This window comes from Deltaproteobacteria bacterium (assembly GCA_011773515.1).
Classification (GTDB): Bacteria; Desulfobacterota; Deferrimicrobia; order J040; family J040; genus WVXK01.
Window position 1 is genome coordinate 198,713 of record WVXK01000062.1, and the last position, 21,654, is coordinate 220,366.

Annotated in this window: 20 protein-coding genes; 8 read left to right on the top strand and 12 right to left on the bottom strand. The window is 54.5% G+C overall.

Annotated elements, in window-relative coordinates:
- Nucleotides 1–5 precede the first annotated feature (5 nt).
- Together ade and GTN70_07750 are read right to left on the bottom strand one after the other, a co-directional pair.
- The gene (gene ade, locus GTN70_07745) at nt 6–1,736 is read right to left on the bottom strand and encodes an adenine deaminase (GenBank protein NIO16877.1); all 1,731 of its coding nucleotides are present in this window, start codon (nt 1,734–1,736) and stop codon (nt 6–8) included.
- Complete coding sequence (locus tag GTN70_07750) at nt 1,737–3,074, bottom strand: NCS2 family permease (GenBank protein NIO16878.1); 1,338 nt, start codon at nt 3,072–3,074, stop codon at nt 1,737–1,739.
- A 351-nt stretch (nt 3,075–3,425) separates the two neighbouring features.
- On the opposite strand from GTN70_07750, the gene GTN70_07755 reads away from it, so the two are divergent.
- Genes GTN70_07755 through GTN70_07770 form a run of 4 tightly spaced genes read left to right on the top strand, consistent with a single transcriptional unit; the run spans nt 3,426 to nt 6,100 of the window.
- Nucleotides 3,426–4,412 carry a histone deacetylase gene (locus GTN70_07755; GenBank protein NIO16879.1) on the top strand — a complete coding sequence of 329 codons (987 nt, stop codon included), beginning with the start codon at nt 3,426–3,428 and terminating at the stop codon, nt 4,410–4,412.
- Nucleotides 4,391–5,047 (top strand): CBS domain-containing protein, encoded by a 657-nt coding sequence (locus GTN70_07760; protein NIO16880.1) that lies wholly within the window; start codon nt 4,391–4,393, stop codon nt 5,045–5,047. The genes GTN70_07755 and GTN70_07760 overlap by 22 nt, the downstream gene beginning before the upstream one ends.
- Nucleotides 5,044–5,808: a TSUP family transporter gene (locus GTN70_07765; GenBank protein NIO16881.1), complete on the top strand. Its 765-nt coding sequence runs from the start codon at nt 5,044–5,046 to the stop codon at nt 5,806–5,808. The genes GTN70_07760 and GTN70_07765 overlap by 4 nt, the downstream gene beginning before the upstream one ends.
- Before the next feature lies 1 nt (nt 5,809).
- Nucleotides 5,810–6,100, top strand: coding sequence for a hypothetical protein (locus GTN70_07770; protein ID NIO16882.1), 291 nt, complete (start codon nt 5,810–5,812; stop codon nt 6,098–6,100).
- Here the strand turns inward: GTN70_07770 and GTN70_07775 are convergent.
- Together GTN70_07775 and GTN70_07780 are read right to left on the bottom strand one after the other, a co-directional pair.
- Nucleotides 6,097–7,461 (bottom strand): FAD-binding protein, encoded by a 1,365-nt coding sequence (locus tag GTN70_07775; protein NIO16883.1) that lies wholly within the window; start codon nt 7,459–7,461, stop codon nt 6,097–6,099. The two genes, GTN70_07770 and GTN70_07775, sit on opposite strands and share 4 nt — an antisense overlap.
- Nucleotides 7,433–8,473, bottom strand: a complete 1,041-nt coding sequence (locus GTN70_07780; GenBank protein ID NIO16884.1) for a hypothetical protein — start codon at nt 8,471–8,473, stop codon at nt 7,433–7,435. Before GTN70_07780 ends, GTN70_07775 begins: the two co-directional genes overlap by 29 nt.
- Nucleotides 8,474–8,628: 155 nt before the next feature.
- Between GTN70_07780 and GTN70_07785 the strand changes: the two genes are divergently transcribed.
- On the top strand, nt 8,629–9,333 hold the full coding sequence (locus GTN70_07785; GenBank protein ID NIO16885.1) for a metal-dependent hydrolase: 705 nt from the start codon (nt 8,629–8,631) through the stop codon (nt 9,331–9,333).
- Nucleotides 9,334–9,463: 130 nt separating this feature from the next.
- On the opposite strand, the gene GTN70_07790 is transcribed toward GTN70_07785, so the two are convergent.
- The 3 genes from GTN70_07790 to GTN70_07800 are packed head-to-tail and all read right to left on the bottom strand — an operon-like array spanning nt 9,464 to nt 11,918.
- Nucleotides 9,464–9,715, bottom strand: coding sequence for a hypothetical protein (locus GTN70_07790; GenBank protein NIO16886.1), 252 nt, complete (start codon nt 9,713–9,715; stop codon nt 9,464–9,466).
- Nucleotides 9,716–9,761: 46 nt separating this feature from the next.
- Entirely contained in the window at nt 9,762–10,493 is a 732-nt protein-coding gene (locus GTN70_07795) for an undecaprenyl-diphosphate phosphatase (GenBank protein NIO16887.1), read from the bottom strand.
- A 57-nt stretch (nt 10,494–10,550) separates the two neighbouring features.
- Entirely contained in the window at nt 10,551–11,918 is a 1,368-nt protein-coding gene (locus GTN70_07800) for a phosphomannomutase (protein ID NIO16888.1), read from the bottom strand.
- A 611-nt stretch (nt 11,919–12,529) separates the two neighbouring features.
- On the opposite strand from GTN70_07800, the gene GTN70_07805 reads away from it, so the two are divergent.
- Nucleotides 12,530–13,078, top strand: coding sequence for a cupin domain-containing protein (locus GTN70_07805; GenBank protein ID NIO16889.1), 549 nt, complete (start codon nt 12,530–12,532; stop codon nt 13,076–13,078).
- Nucleotides 13,079–13,128: 50 nt separating this feature from the next.
- On the opposite strand, the gene GTN70_07810 is transcribed toward GTN70_07805, so the two are convergent.
- Nucleotides 13,129–14,742, bottom strand: a complete 1,614-nt coding sequence (locus GTN70_07810) for an AMP-binding protein (protein NIO16890.1) — start codon at nt 14,740–14,742, stop codon at nt 13,129–13,131.
- 79 nt (nt 14,743–14,821) lie between these two features.
- Here GTN70_07810 and GTN70_07815 point away from each other — a divergent pair, with 79 nt between their 5' ends.
- On the top strand, nt 14,822–15,103 hold the full coding sequence (locus GTN70_07815; protein ID NIO16891.1) for a hypothetical protein: 282 nt from the start codon (nt 14,822–14,824) through the stop codon (nt 15,101–15,103).
- A gap of 67 nt (nt 15,104–15,170) precedes the next feature.
- On the opposite strand, the gene GTN70_07820 is transcribed toward GTN70_07815, so the two are convergent.
- From GTN70_07820 to amrB, 4 genes are read right to left on the bottom strand one after another with little or no spacing between them, the layout of a single operon-like run.
- Entirely contained in the window at nt 15,171–17,306 is a 2,136-nt protein-coding gene (locus GTN70_07820; GenBank protein NIO16892.1) for a hypothetical protein, read from the bottom strand.
- Nucleotides 17,303–18,460 (bottom strand): AmmeMemoRadiSam system radical SAM enzyme, encoded by a 1,158-nt coding sequence (amrS, locus tag GTN70_07825; GenBank protein ID NIO16893.1) that lies wholly within the window; start codon nt 18,458–18,460, stop codon nt 17,303–17,305. The genes GTN70_07820 and amrS overlap by 4 nt, the downstream gene beginning before the upstream one ends.
- Nucleotides 18,457–19,353, bottom strand: a complete 897-nt coding sequence (locus GTN70_07830; protein NIO16894.1) for a DUF362 domain-containing protein — start codon at nt 19,351–19,353, stop codon at nt 18,457–18,459. Before GTN70_07830 ends, amrS begins: the two co-directional genes overlap by 4 nt.
- 5 nt (nt 19,354–19,358) lie before the next feature.
- Nucleotides 19,359–20,873, bottom strand: coding sequence for an AmmeMemoRadiSam system protein B (gene amrB / locus GTN70_07835; GenBank protein ID NIO16895.1), 1,515 nt, complete (start codon nt 20,871–20,873; stop codon nt 19,359–19,361).
- 158 nt (nt 20,874–21,031) lie between these two features.
- On the opposite strand from amrB, the gene GTN70_07840 reads away from it, so the two are divergent.
- Nucleotides 21,032–21,643 (top strand): hypothetical protein, encoded by a 612-nt coding sequence (locus GTN70_07840; GenBank protein ID NIO16896.1) that lies wholly within the window; start codon nt 21,032–21,034, stop codon nt 21,641–21,643.
- The last annotated feature ends 11 nt before the right edge of the window (nt 21,644–21,654 follow it).

Below are 21,654 nucleotides of genomic sequence, written 5' to 3' on the forward strand. Positions count from 1 at the left end.
GCAGTTCACGCCCAGATCGGAACCTTTCTGAATGCACGCACGTCGATAAAACCTTTATCCGTGATTCTGCCCTCCGGTATCACGGGAAGGGCGATAAAAGAAAGGATATTGACGAGGTCGATGCCGAGGGGGGAGATTTGTTCACATACCCCTTTCACCCTCTTCGTTTCCGAAACAACCCTCTCATACCTCGCGGTAGAAACGATTCCCCCCACTTTCAGGGGAAGACGGGCACTTTCCCCCCGGCCGCTCAGGGCAGCTATCCCCCCTCCCATGCGGGCGACAAGCCCCGCCGCTGCAAACATCTCATCGTCCGACGCACCGGCCACCACCAGGTTGTGGGCATCGTGGGCAAATGTGAGCGCAATGGCGCCAGCGCGAAGATTCAGCCCCCTGACAAACCCTTTACCAATCCTCCCGGTACCCCCGTGGCGCTCGATGACGCACACTTTCACCAGGTCCCATGCCAGCACACTCGAGGCATACCTGCCCTGAAAAACATCCCCGGGAAGGGTAACGATCTCGTTTTTCAGCTGGCCGGGAATCACCTCTATTGCCTTTACGCTCTTTTTCCTCTTCTTTACCCTGAAGGTTTCTGGAGAGAATGCGGGAGGAAGGTGAACAGTCCTCCCTGTCCCCATGATCGACGGAGCATCTGCCTCCGCTACCGGTTCGCCAGACAGGTACCGAACCCTTCCCCCCACCAGCACCCTGTGCGGGACAAACTCAAAAAGGTCCTCGTAGATAACCAGGTCCGCGCGGTACCCGGGCGCAACCGCACCAAGGCTCGTGAGATTGAACCTCATGGCCGTGTTCAGGGTAACCATGCACAGAAGATTGATCGGGTCGATCCCCATCCTCGCTCCCTGGGCGAGAACCCTGCCCAGGTAGTTTCCATCTGCCATATCGAGAACATTGAGGTCGTCAGATACAATCGAGATACGGCTGTTTCCCTGGTACTCTTCGATGAAGGGATAGAGGGCCTTCAGGTTCTGCGCAATCGACCCTTCCCGAACCATCACGTGAAAACCCTTCGAAAGCTTTTCCTCGGCCTCCTCCGGGTCCTCCGTCTCGTGGTCCGAAGACACGCCGGTTACCCTGTATGCCGACAGGGCCTTTCCCCTCAGTCCCGGGGCATGACCCTCGAGGGGAAGCCCCTGGAAGAGTCTCACCTTCTCTATGAGATCTCTCTTTCCGAGCGTCAGCCCCTGATAGTCCATGACCTCGCCGAGGGCGATTACTTCACTGTACCCCCTGAGTATCGCCATGTCCTTCAGCCCAATCTTTCCTCCCGGTGACTCCAGGGGGGATGAGGGAACACAGGAAGGGCAGGAGTAATAAATCCTCACCGGTGATTGACGCGCCATATCGATCATCCACAAAACTCCCGGAAGGCCAAAAACATTTGCGATCTCGTGGGGGTCGGCTACAACGCACGTAACCCCGGAAGTAAGGCACAGGCGCCCAAACTCCTGGGGCGAGAGGAAGGTGCTCTCTATATGGGTGTGTCCATCGATCAACCCGGGAGCCACGTACATGCCCGCTGCATCTATGACCTCCCGCGCACGGTAGTCTCCGAGACCGACGATATAACCATCCTTGACCGCAACGCTGGATTTGCACAGTTTTCTCCTGAACACGTCGACTACGGTCCCATTTTCAATGACCAGGTCCGCCTCCCGGTCACCCCGCGCCGTCTCGACCAGCGTTGCGATATCCGGTTTCTTTCGGACCATTTATGCTCCCGGGGAGATCAGGAAAAAGATTACAAAGAAAAGTGATGCAACAGCCATCACCGGGTGTACCTCCTTCACCTTTCCCCTGAAAAGCTTGATGAGGCTGTAGCTGATGAACCCGAAGCCGATGCCGTAGGATATGTTGTACGTCAGGGGCATGATGATTATCGTCAGGAATGCGGGAATGCCCGTATCGAAATCGCTGAAATCAATCTCGGAGACCAGGGAGACCATGAAGAATCCCACGAGGATCAGGGCCGGCGCCGTGACGGGATACCGGTAGACTCCCTCGGAAACCTGGACCCCCTTTCCTATAACCGAGATAAGAGGGGTCAGAAAGAGGGAGAGGAAAAAGAGAGATGCGGTGACGATCACCGATAATCCGCTCCTCCCGCCCTCCGTCACTCCCGAGGCGCTCTCGATGTAACAGGTTATCGAGCTGCATCCGAAAAGTCCCCCGGCTACGGCCCCGATCGAATCGACGACGAGGAGTTCCTTCAGGCGGGGTATCATTCCTTCATCGTCGAGGAAGCCGGCTTTCTCGCCGATGCCGATGGCCGTCCCCATGGTATCGAAGAAGTCCGTCATGAACAGGGAAAAGATCAGCGGCGCAAGGGCCAGGCTGAGAGCACCCCTGACATCCAGCGCAAGAAAAGTCGAAAAGTCCCGGGGAAGGCTGAAAAACCTGCCGGGCAGGGGGATGAGCTCGAAGATCGGCGTCATCCCGAGCAGCGCGGTCGTCAGAATGCCGATGAGAATCGCCCCCCTCACCCTCCTCGTTATCAGGATGGTGGTGATCAGCAATCCGGCGACCGTCAGGATGCTCTCTTTCGCGGTAACGTTTCCCAGTGCGACGATCGTGGCAGGGTGTTTTACGACGATCCCTCCCTGCACGAGGCCGATAAAAGCTATGAGAACACCGATCGCCACGCCGATGGCATGCTTGAGAGGAAGGGGAATCGCCTCCATCACCATCCCCCTTAGCTTCGACAGCGAAAGCGCGAGAACGATAACTCCTTCGATAAAGACGACCCCCATAGCAACCTGCCAGGAATAACCCATCGCACCCACGATGGTAAATGCGACGATGGCGTTTATCCCCATCCCCGGCGCAAGGGCGAGCGGGTAGTTCGTCATGGCCCCCATCAAAAACGTGACGAGCCCCGCGCCGATACAGGTAGCCACTGCCGCTCCCGTGAACGGGACGCCGGCAGCCGACAAAATTGCCGGATTCACGAAAATTATGTAAGCCATGGTCATGAATATCGTGACTCCCGCGGTAATTTCCGTCTTTACATTTGTCCCCAGTTCCTCGAGGTGGAAAAGGTCATTCCCCATACCCCGGACCTTCACGTGAACATCCTCCTCGCCAATCACCAAAACAAAAAAACCTCGATTTCCGAGAGCGATAGAGGTGGTGATTTGCCATTATCTACATAATAACGCCAAAATACGATAAAGTGAAAAGGAGACAGGCGACAAACCTGGAGCGTATGCGCCAGAACGCCTGAATCCCGAAGACTTTTATAAATCATAATCTCCGGGCCGGGGAAAAGATACCCGTGGATCCGAAATCGAGAGAGTTCTGAAACCCCACCGGACAGCTTCGATTCCCAAACTCCTGTATCTCTCGGACTTTCTGATATGTTACAATCCCTTATCTTTCGACTCTTCTTACGGGTGAATGTTTTGAGCGAAAAAATCGCATTCGTAACCCATCCCGATTACACGAAACACTACCCTGCCTGCGACCACCCCGAATGTCCCGACAGAGTCAGAGTCATCGGCAATCTGATTGAAAATTCTCCCCTTGCAGCGTATGTTGACAAGATTCACCCTGAGCCTGCCCCCATCGAGCAGGTGACCCTCGTGCACTCTCCTGCATACCTTGAAAAACTCAAAACCGCCTGCAAAAATGGGAACTCCTGGTTTGACTACGAGGATACCTACATAAACGCATTCTCCTACGAGATTGCCCTTCTTTCGGCGGGGGGGTGTATCGGAGGGGCCAGGTCTGTCCTGGAAGGGTCCCATGAGCGAGCATTCTGCGCCGTCCGCCCTCCAGGGCATCACGCAGCGGAAGGCCTGGGAATGGGCTTTTGTCTCCTGAACAACATCGCCATCACCGCAAGAGTCGCGCAAAGGGAATGGGGTCTGGAGAAAATCATGATCTTGGACTGGGACGTCCATCACGGAAATGGAACGCAAGAGATCTTCGAAAAGGACCCTTCCGTTTTCTACGTATCTATTCACGAGCACCCCACCTTCATATTCCCCGGAACGGGGAGGAGGTGGGAAAGGGGCAGCGGGCCGGGCAGCGGATACTCGATGAACATCCCCCTCCCCCCCGGGGCAGGCGACAGCGAGTACATCCACTCCATGGAATCTCTCGTCATACCCGCCATTAAAGAATTCGCACCCGACCTGATCCTCATATCGGCGGGATTCGACGCTCACAACAAGGATCCCCTCAGCGATATGACAGTGACCGAAGAGGGCTTCAGAAAGTTAACCGCCCTGACACTCAAGGCATCAAGAGACTACTCGAGCGGAAAAGTCGTATCGATTCTTGAAGGGGGATACCATCTGGAAGCATTGAGAGCATCAGTCCGCATGCACCTCGAGGAACTGGTTTTTTTTGGAAAGGAGGAGAAATGTTTGTCCGGCGAAGAATGAAAAAAAGCGTCGTCACCGTGAACAAGGACAATAGCCTCATCGAGGCGAAGGGCAAGATGGTGAGGCACGGGGTAAACCAGCTGCCGGTAATGGACGGAGATACAATCGTTGGCATCATATCCAAGAGAGACATTGACTCCGCTACGATGCCCCTTATCCTCCTCGGAGAAATGGAGGAGGGAAAAATCAGGGAAATCCTCGAGACAACGAAGGTAACGAAGCTGATGACGAAAAATCCCATCGTGGCGAACGTGAACGATACCCTCGAGGACGCCGTCATCCTCATCCACGACCACAGGATAGGCTCACTCCCCGTCCTGACCGACGAGGGGAAGCTCGCCGGTATCATATCGAAAACGGACGTTCTCGACGCCTTCATCGAGGCTCTCGGGGTAAACGAGGTAAGCCAGCGCCTGGAAGTTGTGGTCGATGACAAAGCGGGAACGCTGGCTGAAGTGATAAACATCATAAAACGATTCAAAACAAACCTGATAAGCCTCATCACAACACCTCACCCTCTGCGCGGAAAGAGAATAGTCTACCTGAGGGTGGCGAGTTTGAACGTACTGCCCATAAAGAAAGCCCTCGAGGAAAAAGGTATCGAAATTCTCGATCCCAGGAATCCTCCCGGATGATGATGGACCTTGCTCTGTTCTTTGCCGGTTTCGTCGCAGGTACCTTCGGCGCCCTCCTGGGTATTGGCGGCGGTGTGATCGTCGTGCCGGTCCTGGTCCTTTTCGCCAAGGTACCGATAAGAATTGCCATCGGCACGAGCTTCATAGCCGTGCTGGCAACATCCCTCTCTGCAGCATCGTCTTACCTGAAAAAGGGGTTGTGCGACATCGAAACGGGGATACGGCTCGAAACGGCAACAGTCACGGGGGCGGCAATAGGCGCTTATCTTGCCGGTACCGTAAACCCCCGGGTCCTCCAGACCGCATTCGCCGTAATACTCGTGTATGTTTCCTTTACCATGCTGAGAAAAAAAGGGGCGGTGGGAAAGCAGTCAGCATTTAAAAGCGGCCTTTCCCGGAACCGGGGCCGTGTGGCAGACGCGGTCTCGTTCTTTGCAGGGATACTTTCCGGATCGCTGGGTGTCGGCGGCGGCCTCATCAAGGTCCCCCTTCTTCACCGTCTCCTCAATTTCCCCATGGCAGAGGCAATCGCGACGAGCAGTTACATGATCGGGATAACCGTGGCAACGAGCACCCTTGTATTCACCTTCAGGGGCGATGTCGACCCCTATATCGCAGCCCCCCTCGTGGTGGGAATATTTCTGGGGGCAAGCCAGGGGGCACGTATCATGCAGAAAATTCCGGAAAAAGTGCTGAGAGTGTCATTTTCACTGCTTCTCCTCTATTTTTCCGCCAGGTTCCTGATCATGGGAGTGGGGTGACATGGAAGAGAAAATAGGCAGGAAGCTTGCTTTTTTATTCAGAGTTGCCCTCTACCTTTCCATCGCTGCGATGATTGCCGGAAAGATCATCCACAGGTTCCAGTCCCGGTTCGGGGATGTGGCCGTCAATGCGGGAGTCTACCTGATCATACTCTGCCCGCTCATCGGCCTGCTCACCGTCATGTTCGACAGCTACCGGTCAGGGAAGCGTAAACTGTTCCTTCTCAGCCTCGCCGTTTCATCCCTGATCCTTCTCCTCATGACGGTCTTCCTCGCGGCGGGGAGAACCTAACCCCGGGATGCCAGGATTCCCCTCGCGGCGAGTATGCCGTTTAGCGCAGCGCCGACAATTCCCCTCGACTTACCCACACCGTCTCCGGCAACGTAAAGTCCCTCAACCGAGGTCTGCATGTCCCTCCCCGTCACATACTTCGTGTCATAATACTTTATCTCGGGGACATAGATGAGCGCCGAGGGATGGAGCACTCCGGGGAGGACTTTGCCGAGGAGGCCCAGGCTCTCCCTCAGGTTGTCGACGATGCGTCCCGGGTAGGCAAAAGAAACATCACCGGGGGTGACATATCTGCCCGGGGGCAGTGTGGGCTCCAGTTTGTCATACCCCTTGTCCCGGGAGTAAAATGTCTCCTTCTTCGAGCGGGAGCCGCCGAGCAGGTCACCCAGCCTCTGTACGATTGCGCTCCTCGAGCCCCCCCAGAAATTGGCAAACTCGGCAATTTTGATACCCATGAGCTTCGTGTCCTGCACCGGCTCGGTCATGGTGACCGTATTGAGGATCGCAAAGTTCGTGTTCTTGGTCTTCTTTTTCTTCAAGGCGTCCCCGTTGACGAGGACGTAGTCCTGATTTTTCTCGATCCTTACCCTCCCGAAGGGATTGGTGCAGAAGGTTCTCGTCATGTCCCGGTGCGTGGGTGTAACGAAGTGAAATTTGGGGTCGTAGAGAACCGACGTTATCTCCTCCATCACCGAAGCCGATACCTCGATACGGCACCCGATATCGATAGGGCCAAACTGCATTTCCGTTCCCAGAGCTCTGGCCACCTCCCTGAACCAGTAGGCACCCTCCCTGCCGGGTGCCGCCACCACCATGGGCGAGTAGTATCTCTCTCCCTCCGTTTCTACAACGAAGCTCGCATCCCGGCGCACCGACCTGACCATCTCCCCCATCGCAAACACAACCCCGCCAGCCATGATTTTTTTCACCAGGTTCTCTATCACGAGACAGGTCATATCGGTACCCATGTGCCTCTGGCGGGCCGGCACGAGGCTGACATCGAACCTGCCATCCTCGTATTGGTGCTGCACCCAGGAGACCTTCTCGAGCCACCACTCGATCTTCATCTCATCGACGCCATAGAGCGTGGGGTCTGCACCGCAATCGAGAAATACCGAATCGATGTAATCGATTATCTCCTGCGCCCCGGAATGGTCGAGTGTGAGCTCATCGAGGTCCATGCCGATCAAGGGGGTCAAGTTGAGCTTACCGTCTGTGAGCGTCCCCGCACCCCCTGCCCTTTTCTTCCCGTCCAGAACGAGAACGTTCAGCTTCCCCGACAGTTCGAGGGCAGCAAAGAGACCGGCAGGACCGGCACCAATAATGATCACATCATAGAGGTTCGACTCTTTTTCCGCCAACCCTGACCTCCAGTCCGCCGGAAATGGAAAAAGGAATGGGGATGAATCCGGCTTTTTCTGCGAGCTCTGATGCCCTCCGGCGATAGCCGGGGCTTTTGAGGATTCCGAACATGGTTCCTCCCCCGCCCGCTCCGCAGAGCCTCGCCGAGAAGATCACTTTTTTCACCTCTCTACTGCGCGTAAATTTTTCGAAAACCCCAACGGTTACATTCGGCGAAAGGCTTTTCCGCACCTGCCATTCATCGTCGATTATCTTGCCAAGCCTCGCAGGGTCCCTGTCGGCGATGGCAACCGAGGCATACTCCGCAAGTGAAAGAAGCCGTACAAACTTTTCCTCTCCCCCCCTTCCCCCATCGAGCAGTTTTTTCACAAGAAGCCAGTTTTCATTGGCACTCACGTGGGAAACGCCCGTGAAGGCCAAAAACCCGTATTCCTCCAGGAACCGGCATTCCGCCTTGTCTTTCTTGATATTTACCAGCTGGGTCTTTCCCGGGGAAAATCTGATTACGTTCAGCCCGCCGTAAACTGCCGGCACATAATCCTGTTTTCCCGTCATCATTTTTATCAGAGAAGACTCTATCTCAGATGCCACGAGAAACAGGTTCTTCAGTGGGACGAGATTGTTCGAAAAAAACCCGGTCGCGGTGAGAAGCGCAACGATAAGAGATGACGAAGCGCCAAGCCCCGATCCCAGGGGAGCCTCCGAATCGAAGGTAAGGACAAAGTTTCCAAACGGGGGAAAATACTCGAATACATGTTTGATAACCGAGAGGCGCCCCTTGTTTTCGAGGGAATGGGTATTCTCGAACTCCCGTTTTTCTCCCTTGCCGAAGTTGATCTGGATCCCCTCCTCCACCCTTTTTTTCAAGGTTACCCGGGAAAACATATTGATCGCGAAGTTCACCGTGAGGGATGACCCGATTACGTTATAGATCGGATATACGTCGAGGGTTCCCCCCGCGATGTCAACCCTGACGGGGGCCTTGACCGTAATAGTGGAGGCGCCTGCCATAGTATCCTTTTACCACTGAAGCGATGTGCCTTGCAATTCCAACTCTTCAGGTTCAAAGAGGTTTTCTGCATGGAAAGAGATAAGTCCTTGCGAAAGAAAAGGGGGATACATACAATCGATATAAGACGTAAAAAAACGGGAAAGGAGGGGATGAGATGGCAAAGGCAAAAGTAAAGTGGCTCGGTCATTCCGGATTTAAGATAACCTCTCCAAAAGGCAAGGTGATATTCATCGACCCCTGGTTCGAGGGAAACCCCCAGGCGAAAGAAGACAAAACGGCTCTCGGGAGGGGGGATTTTTTGCTCGTCACCCACGACCACTTCGACCACGCAGGTGACGCCCTCTCAGTGGCAAAAGGCACGGGGGCCCTCGTGATAAGCATTTTCGAAATAGCCGTCGACCTGAAACAGAAGGGCGTTCCCGAATCCCAGATCCTGCACGGCGGAAACGGCATGAACATTGGTGGGACCGTGAGCATTGACGGCATTTCATTCACGATGGTTCAGGCCTTCCATTCCAGCACCCTCGGGGCACCCGTCGGCTTCGTGATAAAGCTCGAAGATGGGTTCACCATATATCACGCCGGCGACACGGGCCTGTTCTCGGAGATGGGGCTAATCGGGGAGCTGTATGGCGTGGACCTCGCCATCCTGCCCGTGGGTTCCGTATTCACCATGGACGGGCTGCAGGCAGCAAAAGCACTGAGCCTGATCAAGCCCAGGATTGCGATACCGATGCACTTCGGCACATTCCCCATTCTGGATCAGACGGCGGAGAGCTTCGTGGAAAAGGCCGCCCTCATGTCTCCCGACGTGAAAATAGAAGTCCTCGCTCCCGGGGAAGAAAAAGAGTTCTCATAGATGTGCAGGGACTTTTCGTTTTGGCATAAGGCACAGCCAGCGACACCGCGCCTCTGCCTTCAATTCCCTATTATGAGCAAGCTCGCCGGCAACGGGCGTGACTGCTTAAAAACCGGGAATGGAAAACGATTCACTGGATTACCCTGTTGAAGGCCCCCTTTATCGCCCGTCTGAAGCGAGGCAGGTATACCAGGTCGAAAACGTAACCTTTTCCGGGAAAGAGATTTTCAGATATTTCTCTCAGACGGGTGATCATTCTCTGGGCGTCCTCCAGAGAGACATCTCCCGACATGATCAGCCAGAGATTGAGGTCGACGAGAATCCGCAAATAGCGTATCTTCCTGTTTTCCTCCCTGACTTTCATCTCATCATGCTTGGTCATAGAGAAAACCTTTTGACCCGTTTCTCCTTATTTCGGGACACCTGCGTTACCCGGAGAAAGCGAAGGTGAAGAGGGTGAGCGCGAGAAGGTAATACCCGAAAAAGTGCATCTTCATTCTCATGACCACTTTTTTCAGTATAGCAAGAGACAGGTAGCTCGAAAAGAAAGCTGCCGCAAAACCAAGGAACATGGCCGGAACGGGAAAAGTCGTAAAAAACTTTCCCTGGGCAACGTGCAGACCCACCGCGCTTGCAATCGCCGGGATCGACAGGATAAAGGAAAATGTGAAGGATGATCGTTGATTTACCCCCAATATAATGCCCGTCATGATCGTCGACCCCGAGCGGGAAAGGCCGGGAATGACCGAGAGTCCCTGCATCGTCCCGATTAGGAGGGCTCTCAGGCCCGTAACCTCCCCTGCCGGGTTGTGAGGGAGAAAAGATGGCACGACGAGGATGAGTGCGGTGGCAAAGAAGCCAGCCCTGACCACGTTCAAGGAGGCAAAGATAGATTCGTAATTGTGGGCCGTGGCAAACCCGATCAGGAGGGTGGGAATCGTAGCTACGAGTATGTAGGACAGATAGGTCAATCCGCTCTTTTCCCTCCTCGCTCCCGACCCGATTATTTCAGAAAGCTCATTCCTGAAGAAGCAGACCGTGGCTGCCATGGTTGCGAGGTGAAGTAGGACATCGAAAAAGAGCTCCGGCTCCTTTAGCCCTAAGAGTCGCTGGAAAAGGACGAGGTGCCCCGAGCTGGAAACGGGCAGAAACTCGGTCACCCCCTGCAGTAAGCCGAGGAATATGGCGTATAAAATTTTCTGGGAGAGCAAAGCTTTCTAGTCCCGAGCCTTTCTTGCTTCCATGGCCGCCTTCACCGCCTTCAAAACAGTGGACCTTATTTTCTCAACCTCCGCCTCACTTACCCCCTCGTATCTCAGCACCAGCACGGGTTGTGTATTCGAGGCCCGAACAAGTCCCCAGCCGCCGTCAAACAGCGCCCGCACTCCGTCTATGGTGATCACTTCCTTCGCTTCGGGCGAGAGCAGCTTCCTTACCTCGTCAACCACGGCAAACTTATCCTCATCGGGACACTCCATCCTTATCTCGGGAGTTGAGAAGAGATCGGGGAGATCTGAGAGGAGATATGAAAGGGGGTCTTTTGCCTTCGACAATATTTCGAAGAGCCGCGCCGAAGCGTAGATCGCATCATCGAACCCGTAATACCGGTCCTTGAAAAATATGTGCCCGCTCATCTCCCCTGCCAGTTCAGCCCCCACATCTTTCATCTTGTTCTTTATCAGGGAATGGCCGGTCTTGAACATCACGGGATTCCCGCCATGTTTGCGGATGTCGTCGAAGAGGTTCTGGGATGCCTTGACCTCGGAAATAATCGTTGCGCCCGGTTTTCTCGTGAGCAGCTCACGGGAGAATATGACGAGGAGATAATCCCCGAATATGACATTCCCCCTCTCATCCACCACGCCGATCCGGTCTGCATCCCCGTCGTAACCGACGCCTACGTCGGCTCCCGTCTCTTTGACCTTTTCGATGAGCTTTTCCAGATTCTCCGGCACCGTGGGATCGGGAAAGTGATTGGGGAAGTTTCCGTCAGGTTCCTCGAAAAGAGGAATGACGTCGACGCCGATCTCCCTGAAAAGGGAGGGGGCCACGAGGCCTGCAGTTCCATTCCCGCAGTCGACAACGGCCCTCACCTTCCCCTCGATCTTCACGTTATCCTTTATTTTCTCGATATAGAGGGGAATCACGTCCTCATTCCTGAGGGACCCCTCGCCATCCATGAACTCGGCCCGTTCTATTACCTCCCTCACTTCCTGAATCATCTCCCCGTAGATCGCCGTGGTCCCGACGCATAGTTTGAAACCGTTGTACTCGGGGGGGTTGTGGCTGCCGGTAATCATGACGCCACCGTCGGTCTGAAGCTCTACTATCGAAAAGTACAAAAGAGGGGTCGGCACCACCCCGATATCCACGACATCCAGGCCCGAGGAGGTAAGACCCCGTATCATCGCTTCGCGAAAATCAGGGGATGACAGGCGCACATCCCTTCCAAGGGAGAGTTTTTTCACCCCTTTCCGCGAACAGTACGCGGCAAAACCCCTGGCTATCTTAAAGACGCTTTCTGCCTCGAGGTCCTTTCCAACGACTCCCCGGATGTCATATTCCCTAAAAATTGTTCTCTCCATGTTCCCAGCCCTCAGACTCCCTGGATAAAGGTTCGTTTCCCCGCAGGTCTTCGGCTATCTCCCGGCAACTTTTGTCCGGTGTGCACCTTCTGCAGCCTCACTGGCCGCTACCGTCACAACTTTTTTGTTGAACACGCTCGATATAATGCAGTCTCCAGACAGTTCCGAATCAGGCACACACAAAGTTCCCGCCTCTGCCGCGGCGGTCTCCATCTTCCCTCTGATCAACGGGCCCTTGCATCAAGAGCCCTCTGAAAAAATCCTTGTCTTCGACGATATCGGTGATAACGGACCCTGTCGACGCCGACACTCTTTTTCGCTCCCCCACTCGTCGGGCATTCTCGCAATTGTAAACTCTTATGCCTTTTATTTGCAATACCCTAACGGGTAATTTTTACTTTTTACGCTGCAGAATTGTGAATATTTTTTCTCGCCCTGAAATATATGGTGCTATAATAAAGTTAATCTGAATATTTTTCATTTTTATAAATAAATTTTTTTAGGCAACCGTTCTAACAGTTGGAGTAAACGACATAACGAGCAAACTTTTTACCTCATATAAGATCGGGTAAGTCCGCCGACAGCCTCAATAAAAAAGGAGGTCAGGAAGTATGAGCATCCAATCCATCGATGTAGGAAAAAGAATCAAGAGCATAAGAAAGCGCAAGGGATTAACCCTACAGGAACTATCGGATAAGAGTGGTATGAGCGCAACGGCAATAAGCGCAATCGAAAGAAACGTATCTTCCCCGACAGTTTCAACCCTCGTGAACATCGCACGGGCCCTGGGTGAATCGCTGAGTTCTCTTCTCGGTGAGGAAGAAAAGGAATATATATTCACAAAGAGTGAAAACCGCGAAACGATCGCGACGGAAATCAGGAACGTTGAGTTCAAGAGCCTCGGAAGTGGGCTGCCGAACCAGAAATTTCATCCCATGATTAGCATATTGCAACCCGGGGCAGGTAGTGGCGCCGATTATGCAAATCACGGCGGGGAGGATTTCTTCCTCGTTCTTCGGGGGGCAATCGAGATCGATATGGACGGGAAAATCTTCCGCCTCGAAGAGGGGGACAGCATCTACTTCAGGAGTACCATGCCCCACAGGTGGAAAAATCCAACCGAAGGGGAGACACACCTGCTGATCGTTTCTTCAAGGTAAGTGGAAAGAGCCGCAGAATTCTGCGGCTCTTTTCTACGGGTTCTATCAGGTCACTGAGCTTTAGAAGGATCAGCTGACGCAATGGCTGCCGCGTCGCCAGTTGACTTGTCGTGTAAGAAACCACGCCCTTTCATATCTTCCTTGATTCTCGCTTTGAGAATTTTCCCCTGGCTGTTTCTCGGCAGACTCTCGGTGTACTCGATGGAAGCGGGGACCTTGAAAGGCGCCATATTGCTCCTGGCATATGCGAGAATCTCGCTCTTTTCGATGGTAGCCCCCTCTTTGAGCACGACTATCGCCACCGGCACCTCACCACATTCGTAATCGGGTTTTGAGATGACCGAAACATCATCGACGGCTCCGTGTTCTAAGAGTATCTCCTCGACTTCAGCGGGATCAACGGGGACTCCTCCCCTGATTATGATATCCCGCAGCCTGTCGATGACGTAAATATAGCCACCCTCATCAATCGAAGCTATGTGACCGGTGTAAAGCCAGCCATTTTTAACTTTCTCCGCGGTAAGATAGGGGTCATTGTAATAACCTTTCATAACGGTGGGTCCCCTGACTGCAAGCTCTCCCACCATGTTCGGCACGATTTCCACCCCCGAAGAATCGATGACCTTTACGCGAATCCCGACCGCCTCCTTGCCGATCGAGGAAAGCCTCCTCAAACCAACAGCGTCGTCCCTCCCCATTTCTTCGTTTACGTTGAGGAAACTTATGTTCCCCGACGATTCAACCTGTGCAAAGGACTGGACGAAGCCACAATGAAATATCGACATCGCTTCTTTGAGAAGTAAGGGGTCTACCGGGATGATACCGCTGTAGGAAATCTTTTTCAGAGAAGAGATGTCGTGTTTACCTTTTCTCGCCTCGGAGGCGAGTTGTGCCATCATCTGCGGAACGAGGAGCAGCTGCGTAACGCGATGCTTCTCAATGAGCTTCAGTGCCAGTTCCGGCTCAAAAATCCTCATGATTACCACTTTTGCGCCGGGGAGGAAAAACTTCATCATCCTCCCCGCACCGGCAAGGAAGGGGAGCGAAGCCGTTGACAGGTACACATCACTGCGTGAGATGTTCAGTTCCAGTGCGGAGAAGTAAGAGGCGCACATAAGATTTCTGTGGGTGAGCTGCGCCCCTTTGGGGTTTTTCCCGATTGACCCTGCATAAGAGATAAACGCCACATCGCTTTCATCCAAAAAATCTCCTGCGGCGCCGCTTCGGTACCCCCTCCCCATGAGGGCAGCCAGGGGAGGATAGCCGGACACATCCCCGTCTATACAAACCAATTTCTCCAGGTAAGGGCAATATTCCTTTATTGCATCTACCGAGTCCACGAACTTTTTTTCAAAGAAAAGGAACCTCGGTTCAAGGTCCTGCAAGATCCGGATCAGTTCCGGGGGCAAGAGGAAAAAGTTGAGCGGGGAAGTGATCGCCCCCATTCCCGCAAGCGCAAACAGTATCTCCACGTACCGGGGGGAATTCCGGGTGAGAACCGCCACGGGTTCGCCTCTCCGGACCCCCATCTCACGGAAGAGAGCGGTTAAATAATCCACCCTCTTTTTCAGCTGCCTGTATGTCAGCACCTCATCGTCGCAGACGACCGCCTCTTTTTCGGGAAAAACACGGGCATTGTGTTCGAGGATATCTCCTACTAGCACTGCTGGTTCCTTTTTCTCCCCCCTATTGAAAAAATTATACTACGATAAAAAAATAAGCAAGGCGTTTGGAGACAGCCCGATGGATGATGCATATGACGTCTACCCCATTCTCCACAGGGAAAAAATCTATAACCTCATTACCGCCATCGACCTGACCTTCGTTGAAGTAAGATCCCTGATCGACTATCTGGAAGAGCAGGAGGCGTTCGGAACAGGTGAGCACGAAGAGGCTATGGAATCGGGCAGACTCTATTCCGTTGAACTTGATGATGTCGTATACGAGGTTGACGTCCTCGGATACGAAATTGCCATTTACTCGAGAGTCGAGCGCCACGACGGCCCCGCCGAGGAAAACAGCTGACGGTGAAGAGCATAACCTTCACCCGACATCTCCCGCCGGCTACGCACCCCTTGAGCAAGACGGGGAATCAACCCCTCGAAGAGAGAAGGAAAGACATTGCAAGGACGAAGAGCGACAAGGCACCGATTACGAGGGAACCCACCGCCACGCCGCAGAGGGGAAGAAGGAATGAAGCGCCGGTGAAGGCGGCCGATGCCGAACCGGCAAGGTCAAGGGCATAGGCGCGGCTGTAGGAACCCAGGCGGTGACCCGATCCGGCAAAAAGCCCCCCTCCGCCCGATCCCGTGACAAAAAGGGCAAAGTAAAAGAGCGGGGACGGGGGAACACCGTTTTGCCCTCCGAAGACCCACAATACGAGTATGGCCGAAAGCACCGTCCCCGCGAGCATGGCGAAAGAAGCTTTCTTTACGCTTCCGAGGACCCCGGAAGACCCCGCTGCGAGCCCCACCATGTAGGAGCAGAAAAGAAGACCGATGTGGGTGTACACGCTGCCGAAAGCCATCTGAAAGGCAAATATGAGGGATACCTCAACGAGTATCCCCAGGGCTCCGGAGAAAAAGAGTATCGCCTGGGCAAAGCCTCTTCCCAGCAGGGCCGTGGTGCCGAAAAAAAAGAGGGCGTAAAACATAAGAAAGGAAAGCAAAATCATGGCAGGGGAAATCTTGAAAAGCCTGACGATCGCCCTGTCGGCAATGTCTGGGTGCTGGGAAAAAACCGAGGAGAGCCCGTGGATTACCGGGAGTTGGTCGAAGATTCCCCCGCCACCCCTTCCGGTCAGAAGTGACCGAGCCCATGCCTCCCGTTTGCCATCCATCCGGAATGGGACTATCTCCGGGACGAAGTAGACGTTTTTCAAATGCCTTGACCGTAACCGGCCCGCCACCACGTCGAAATCTGCCTTATCGACCGGAAGGGAGGGTGAAGCGATAAAAGAAAACTCATCACCGGGGATAATGCGAAGGGCGCCGAAAGACCCGAGCATGGCGGAATGAAGAAAATCCAGGATATGGACGTAATCATCGCCGAGGTAGTCCCCGCCGAAGGGAAGTCTTACGAACAAGATGCCCGTCTTTGCGAGAGCTCCGGAAAGGTTCCTGTAAAAGGATGCCCGCAATGTCCGGAGCGAAGAGAGGGTTACAGGCAACCCCGGCGCCTGGATGATGACGTCGTACTCTCTTCCCCCCCCGTTGAAAAAGCGCACCGGATCCTCGGGAACATACACTTCTGCGAGACCCTTGCCACCGATCTGGGCAATGACACTCTCGGCGTGCAGGAAGTCAGCGTCGATTACGGACACGCTCACGTCCCCATATTTTTCACACTCCCGGACAAGTGGCAGAAGGCTGGCGCCTATCAGGAGAAAGCGGCGAGGCGTCTTTCCAAACGATGCCGGGAAGTGGACCATCTCCTCGGAAAAAACAGGGTCCCCGGAAACGAACTCCCTCTTTAAATTGGCATAGAATGTTTTCTGTTCCCCATCAGTGGTCACGTCAAACCTTCCCGTCAGAGTCTGTCTGTAATGGGTGTGTTCGAACCCGCGAAAAGACCAGGCAGAGGTGAGGGAATCGATATAGCGCGAACAAAGAAGCAAAGCAAGTGACGCAAGCAGCAGCAGAAAAGGGGAGACAAGGGAGAGCTCCACCCCATTCAGAACGCGGCGGACGAGGATAATTGCCGCTGCGCTCGAGAGAAGACAGACGGAAAGAAAAAAATAGGGGCCCGCCTCGATGCAATATGGAATGAGGGAGAGCACACCCGCAATCGATGCGCCGATGGCCTCATAGAAAAAGACGCTGCTCTTCCCGGCCCGGGGGTCGTCAGTGAGCGAGAGTTGCCGAAAGAGCATGCCACCGGCAAGGGAGGGAAGGAGGAGGGGAACGGAGGTGACGAGGAGAACGAGGTCAAACGGTGGCGCCTCACCCGGCAAGATTCCCACGATGACACGCGCCCCGCGGGTAAACAAAACGCCCAGCAGCGCGAGAAGGGGAATGGCGAAGGCGAGAGCTTCGATCAGCCTCCATGAAGGCCTCACGCCCTCCCGGAAGGAAAGGGCGCCGGCACCGCCGGAGAGCAGCCACAGGCCCAGCCCCATACCGTAGACCACCTCGTTCCCACCGCACTGGGAAAAAACTTCTCTCAGGATAACGACCTGCGACAGGAGCGTTGAAAAGCCCAGGAGAATGGAAAACAGGGCAGTTTTCATGCCTTCTTTTCGAATATACCCTCGATTTTTTCACCACAGTGGGCGCACTTTCCATTCTGAACGTGATTTTCACCAATGAAATAGACCAGACGGGAAATTACCCTTTTCCCGCACCGGGGGCAGTAGGTGTGCTCTCCCGGATCTCCCGGGACATTCCCCACGTAAACATACTTGAGGCCCGCATCGATGCATACCTCCCTCAACCTTCTCAGGGTAGACACGGGCGTGGGTGGTAGGTCTCTCAAAAGGTACTGGGGATAGAAGCGTGAAAGGTGGAGAGGCACATGTGCCCCCAGCTCTTTTTCTATCCAGACCGCCATTTTTTTTAACAGATCGGGGTCATCGTTGAGGGTGGGAACCACGAGATAGACGATCTCCAGCCATGTGCCCGAGGAGGCAATGCTTACGAGCCCATCGAGAACGGGCTTCAACTCGCCACGGACTATCTTTTTGTAATACTCCTCTTCGAAGGCCTTCAGATCAACCTTTACCGCGAGGACCTTTGACAAGAGCTCCTTCAGCGGTTTTTCCTGAATGTATCCGGCCGTTACGACAATGCTGTCCACTCCCGCCTCGTTGCCGGCAACGGCACAGTCGTACATGTACTCGTAAAACACGACGGGTTCGCTGTAGGTATACGCTATGGTCATACAGCCGGATTCCTTCGCCCTCCTTACGATATCTTCCGGAGAGAGACGATAGTTTCGCGTCTGTTCGGGCCTTGACTGGGAAATCTCCCAGTTCTGGCAAAACTTGCAGTTGACGTTGCACCCGGCTGTGGCCATTGAAAAGGCCCTGCTTGCCGGGTAGACGTGAAAGAAGGGCTTTTTCTCGATGGGGTCGACATGGACGGTACAGGGCCGGGAATGGATGAGGGTCATATATTTCCCCGCCCTGTTTTCCCGCACCCCGCAGTAACCCCTTTCCCTGTCGCCGACGAGACACTTCCGGGGACAGAGAAGGCACTCGATTTCGAGCCCCTGTTTCCTTTCGTAATATTTCGCCTCTCTATCCGATAGATCAGAAGACAGGGAAAAGGCAATGGCGTCGCCCGTTGCTGCCGCCATCCTCCTTAAGGACTCCGGGCGGGGGACGATCAGAGAGGCGGCACAGGTCCCGCATGCGGTGAAAAACTGTCTCCTCGATATTTTCACAATCCCACCACCTCCCTCACGGTTTCCACACCTTCACCGGCCACTCCGAGTTCATACGGCGGAAGGGCGGCATCGAATATGTACTGGGGAAACCGTTTCTCTTCCCGCAGGGAGGGAAGCCCTCTCGACCTGCGGAGCTCTTCGAGTTTCTCGTAGCCGGCTTGGTCGAGCGAAACGGGATCCTCGGCTACATACAGAACACGGCCCTCCTCCCTCCACCTGGCGTTGAAGGAGGGACCGCCGTTGCACTGGACGAAAGTTCCATCCAGGATTGAGAGGACAACCCTGTTTTTGACCACCGGGGCACTGAAGAGGTCCAGTATGTAGGGGGTGCAGCCGTTCATATGATACTTGTTCGGGTTGTGGATCGCCCCGAAAAAGTTTTTCATCGTCCCCGTGTAACCGCAGAGAATGTGATCCTTGAGAACGGGAACGCTTATGACGAAATCGCTCATCCTGGTGAGGATCCTGGAGAGGAGGCTTCCCACCTCGCCGTTGACCGTGAGTTTACTTTCATAGCCAACGCCGTAGGTGTCCGTCCCAAAACACCTGATCCCGGAGGAGCTGTAATTCAATCTGAACCCGGCCCGGACCAGCTCATCATTCTGCCTGTCCCATACGGTAACGTTGCTTTCGGAGAGCCCCGCCTGCACCAGCAGATCGGCGATTCCGTACGCCACTGCCATCCTCGTCTGTATACCGGGCACTCCGAGACAATTTACCTTGATGGAAACTCTCGCCCTCTTTCCGAAGCGGGATGCCAGATACTTTTTCCACCCCATTCCGGAGAGCATTTCCAGCCCTCTTTTCAAAGCAACCGACATGTCCCGGGGATCATAGGAAGCTGCCTTTTTGGGGCTCTTGACGCTGATTTCCGCAACTCTGGATCCCATGTCATTCACCGGTTCTCATCATCACCGAATACTTCCGCCTCGAAGGAATAAATGTCAACTTCCTTTTTCCAGGCAAGGGAGGGAAGCCCCGCCTTGACACAGGTCTGGGAGAGAAACGTTTCGACGTCCCATCCGTTTTTTACTGCCACCTGCGGAAGAAGCAGACCCCTTTTGTGCCCTCTCGAGACCATGAGGCCGTGCCTGCCCACCTCAATGCCCGATATATCCTCAACCTTTTCAAGCGGAGTGAGCACGGATATCTCGACACGTATGCTCGCAAGTTCCGGGGGTGTGAGCGGCGGAAACCGTGGATCCTCAGTAGCGGATGAGACGGCGCACTCCATGATCGTCCGGTAGAGGGGATAGTGAGCCTTCGTGTACCCTATGCAACCCCGGAGTTTTCCCCCTTTCTCTATCGTGACGAATGCCGCGCCGGGGGCTTTCAATTTCTCGCTCGAAACCTCGACATCGGGAATATTCCCCATTTGAACGAACTCGTTGATGGTTTTCCTGGCTATTGCGAGGAGTTCCCTTTTCTCGCCTTCGCTCAGGTAACCGGTGCCGCCAAGTTCCCCTTCCTTCATCGTTCCCCTCCTTTGGGAAGTCTTCTCACCACTTTTCAGTGCGATCGCCGATACATAGCCAACCACCGATGCGGTATCTCCCGTTGCATCCCCGGAATCTGCGTACCCCGTGATGTATACCGACGCGGCTCCCAGCCTTTTCCACAGCATGAGTGCCAGCACCGACGCGGCGCCTCCGCATGCCTCACACTTCCCTTCCTTGAGATCACGGATGAGCCCGCCGTCGTCTAGATCCTGCACCCTTTTCCTGAACACGCCATCGAGGACTTCCCCCGCGCTCCGGCTCTTGTAATGTGAGAGGTCAGTGCTCGCCACGACGAGGACCCTTCTCCCCCGTACCGCGCTGAAAATAGCGTCGGCTACCTTTTCCAGCAGGCTCCTCTCGATCGCGTTCACTTCGATGGGAACGAAGGAAAAGTCACCGAGAGCTACCTGAAGAAAGGGAAGCTGCACTTCGAGGGAGTGCTCCCTCACAAAGAGCGCGGGGGAACTTTCAAACAGGCCGGGAGAGCGGGATTGGATATCGCGAGCAGCGCGGCTGTCGATGTTCACCAGCCCGAGGGGGGTCCTGAATGCTCCCTCGAGCATGATCGCGGCCCTTTGCACGCGAAGGAAGTGGCTGGGCCCCAGTAAAACGACGAGGTCATAGCGGTTTCCCCTTATCTCCCTGTAGGCCCTCGCGGCAGTCCTCCCGGAGTAGACGTATCCCGCATGGGGAGCGATAATACCGGCAATCCTCTTGCTCTGCAGGGGAACCTCTTTACCCTCCTCCATGAGGCCCTGTATCATACCGTTCAGTTCTTGCGCATCGGAGGGATAAAAAGAGCCGGCCCAGGCGGGCTCCCTCACGGAAGCACCTTCCGCAGGAAGGGGGTAATGGAGGGTTACACAAAACGACAGGACAAAAACTGCGGCCAATGTCCCCGCCCTCGCCATGGCAACTCCTCCTATGAGGAAATTCCCCATTGGTTCAAGCATCAGTATATTATATATTGCCAACAGGGCCATGGATACCTCGCTGGACTCTTTAACGGGATCGCCCACGGACTGGGGGAAGGTCACCTTGCTTCATCCCGTCAAAGGGGGAGGAGATAATGAGAGCAAAAGCCTCTTTCACCCTCGCTTTTATCTTTTTAACGGCAACTTTCTGCGTCGGAAATTCCACCGCCTCGTCGAACAGGTTTTTTGACTTCTCTTCGGGGAGAAACACCGCCGGCTTCTTCACCTCTTTCGCAGACGATTTTTCCTACTATTTCGGCCAGGTGAGAACAAAGCCGGCCGGCACCTTTGAGGTGGGACTCAAAGGAGGGGCAGTGGAGATAAAAAAAGGCAGGAACGAGGGGACCGGCGCATATCTGGGGGTGGACGGAAATGTGCGGATCTTCGGTTTCGAGGGCTCTTTCCCCTTCGACCTCTACCTGGCAACCGGCTTTTCGAGCATACTGAAGTCGCGGCGGGCCCTGAACGAGTTCTTCATAGGGCCCGTAGGCGAGAAGACTCTCACCTCTGCCACCGCTCTGGTTATTCGGGGAACCCTCGGCATGGAGGTGGCCGCGCGAGGGGGTTCTCTCACTGACGACGATGACCTGGATCTCTTTATCACCCCGGGTCTCGTTTTCAATATCGGGGATTCAGCAAACATATTCCTGGAGCTGAAAGCCGGAACGGACACTGCTGCTGGCATAGGGATAAACTTTTCCTTCTGATTTCAAAGTCA

Excerpts from the sequence above, each read along its gene's own strand:
- ade (NIO16877.1), bottom strand. The coding sequence starts at position 1,736 with ATGGTCCGAAAGAAACCGGATATCGCAACGCTGGTCGAGACGGCGCGG.
- GTN70_07750 (NIO16878.1), bottom strand. The coding sequence starts at position 3,074 with ATGGGGAATGACCTTTTCCACCTCGAGGAACTGGGGACAAATGTAAAG.
- GTN70_07760 (NIO16880.1), top strand. The coding sequence starts at position 4,391 with ATGTTTGTCCGGCGAAGAATGAAAAAAAGCGTCGTCACCGTGAACAAG.
- GTN70_07765 (NIO16881.1), top strand. The coding sequence starts at position 5,044 with ATGATGATGGACCTTGCTCTGTTCTTTGCCGGTTTCGTCGCAGGTACC.
- GTN70_07770 (NIO16882.1), top strand. The coding sequence starts at position 5,810 with ATGGAAGAGAAAATAGGCAGGAAGCTTGCTTTTTTATTCAGAGTTGCC.
- GTN70_07780 (NIO16884.1), bottom strand. The coding sequence starts at position 8,473 with ATGGCAGGCGCCTCCACTATTACGGTCAAGGCCCCCGTCAGGGTTGAC.
- GTN70_07785 (NIO16885.1), top strand. The coding sequence starts at position 8,629 with ATGGCAAAGGCAAAAGTAAAGTGGCTCGGTCATTCCGGATTTAAGATA.
- GTN70_07790 (NIO16886.1), bottom strand. The coding sequence starts at position 9,715 with ATGACCAAGCATGATGAGATGAAAGTCAGGGAGGAAAACAGGAAGATA.
- GTN70_07800 (NIO16888.1), bottom strand. The coding sequence starts at position 11,918 with ATGGAGAGAACAATTTTTAGGGAATATGACATCCGGGGAGTCGTTGGA.
- GTN70_07805 (NIO16889.1), top strand. The coding sequence starts at position 12,530 with ATGAGCATCCAATCCATCGATGTAGGAAAAAGAATCAAGAGCATAAGA.
- GTN70_07815 (NIO16891.1), top strand. The coding sequence starts at position 14,822 with ATGGATGATGCATATGACGTCTACCCCATTCTCCACAGGGAAAAAATC.
- GTN70_07820 (NIO16892.1), bottom strand. The coding sequence starts at position 17,306 with ATGAAAACTGCCCTGTTTTCCATTCTCCTGGGCTTTTCAACGCTCCTG.
- GTN70_07830 (NIO16894.1), bottom strand. The coding sequence starts at position 19,353 with ATGGGATCCAGAGTTGCGGAAATCAGCGTCAAGAGCCCCAAAAAGGCA.
- amrB (NIO16895.1), bottom strand. The coding sequence starts at position 20,873 with ATGGCGAGGGCGGGGACATTGGCCGCAGTTTTTGTCCTGTCGTTTTGT.
- GTN70_07840 (NIO16896.1), top strand. The coding sequence starts at position 21,032 with ATGAGAGCAAAAGCCTCTTTCACCCTCGCTTTTATCTTTTTAACGGCA.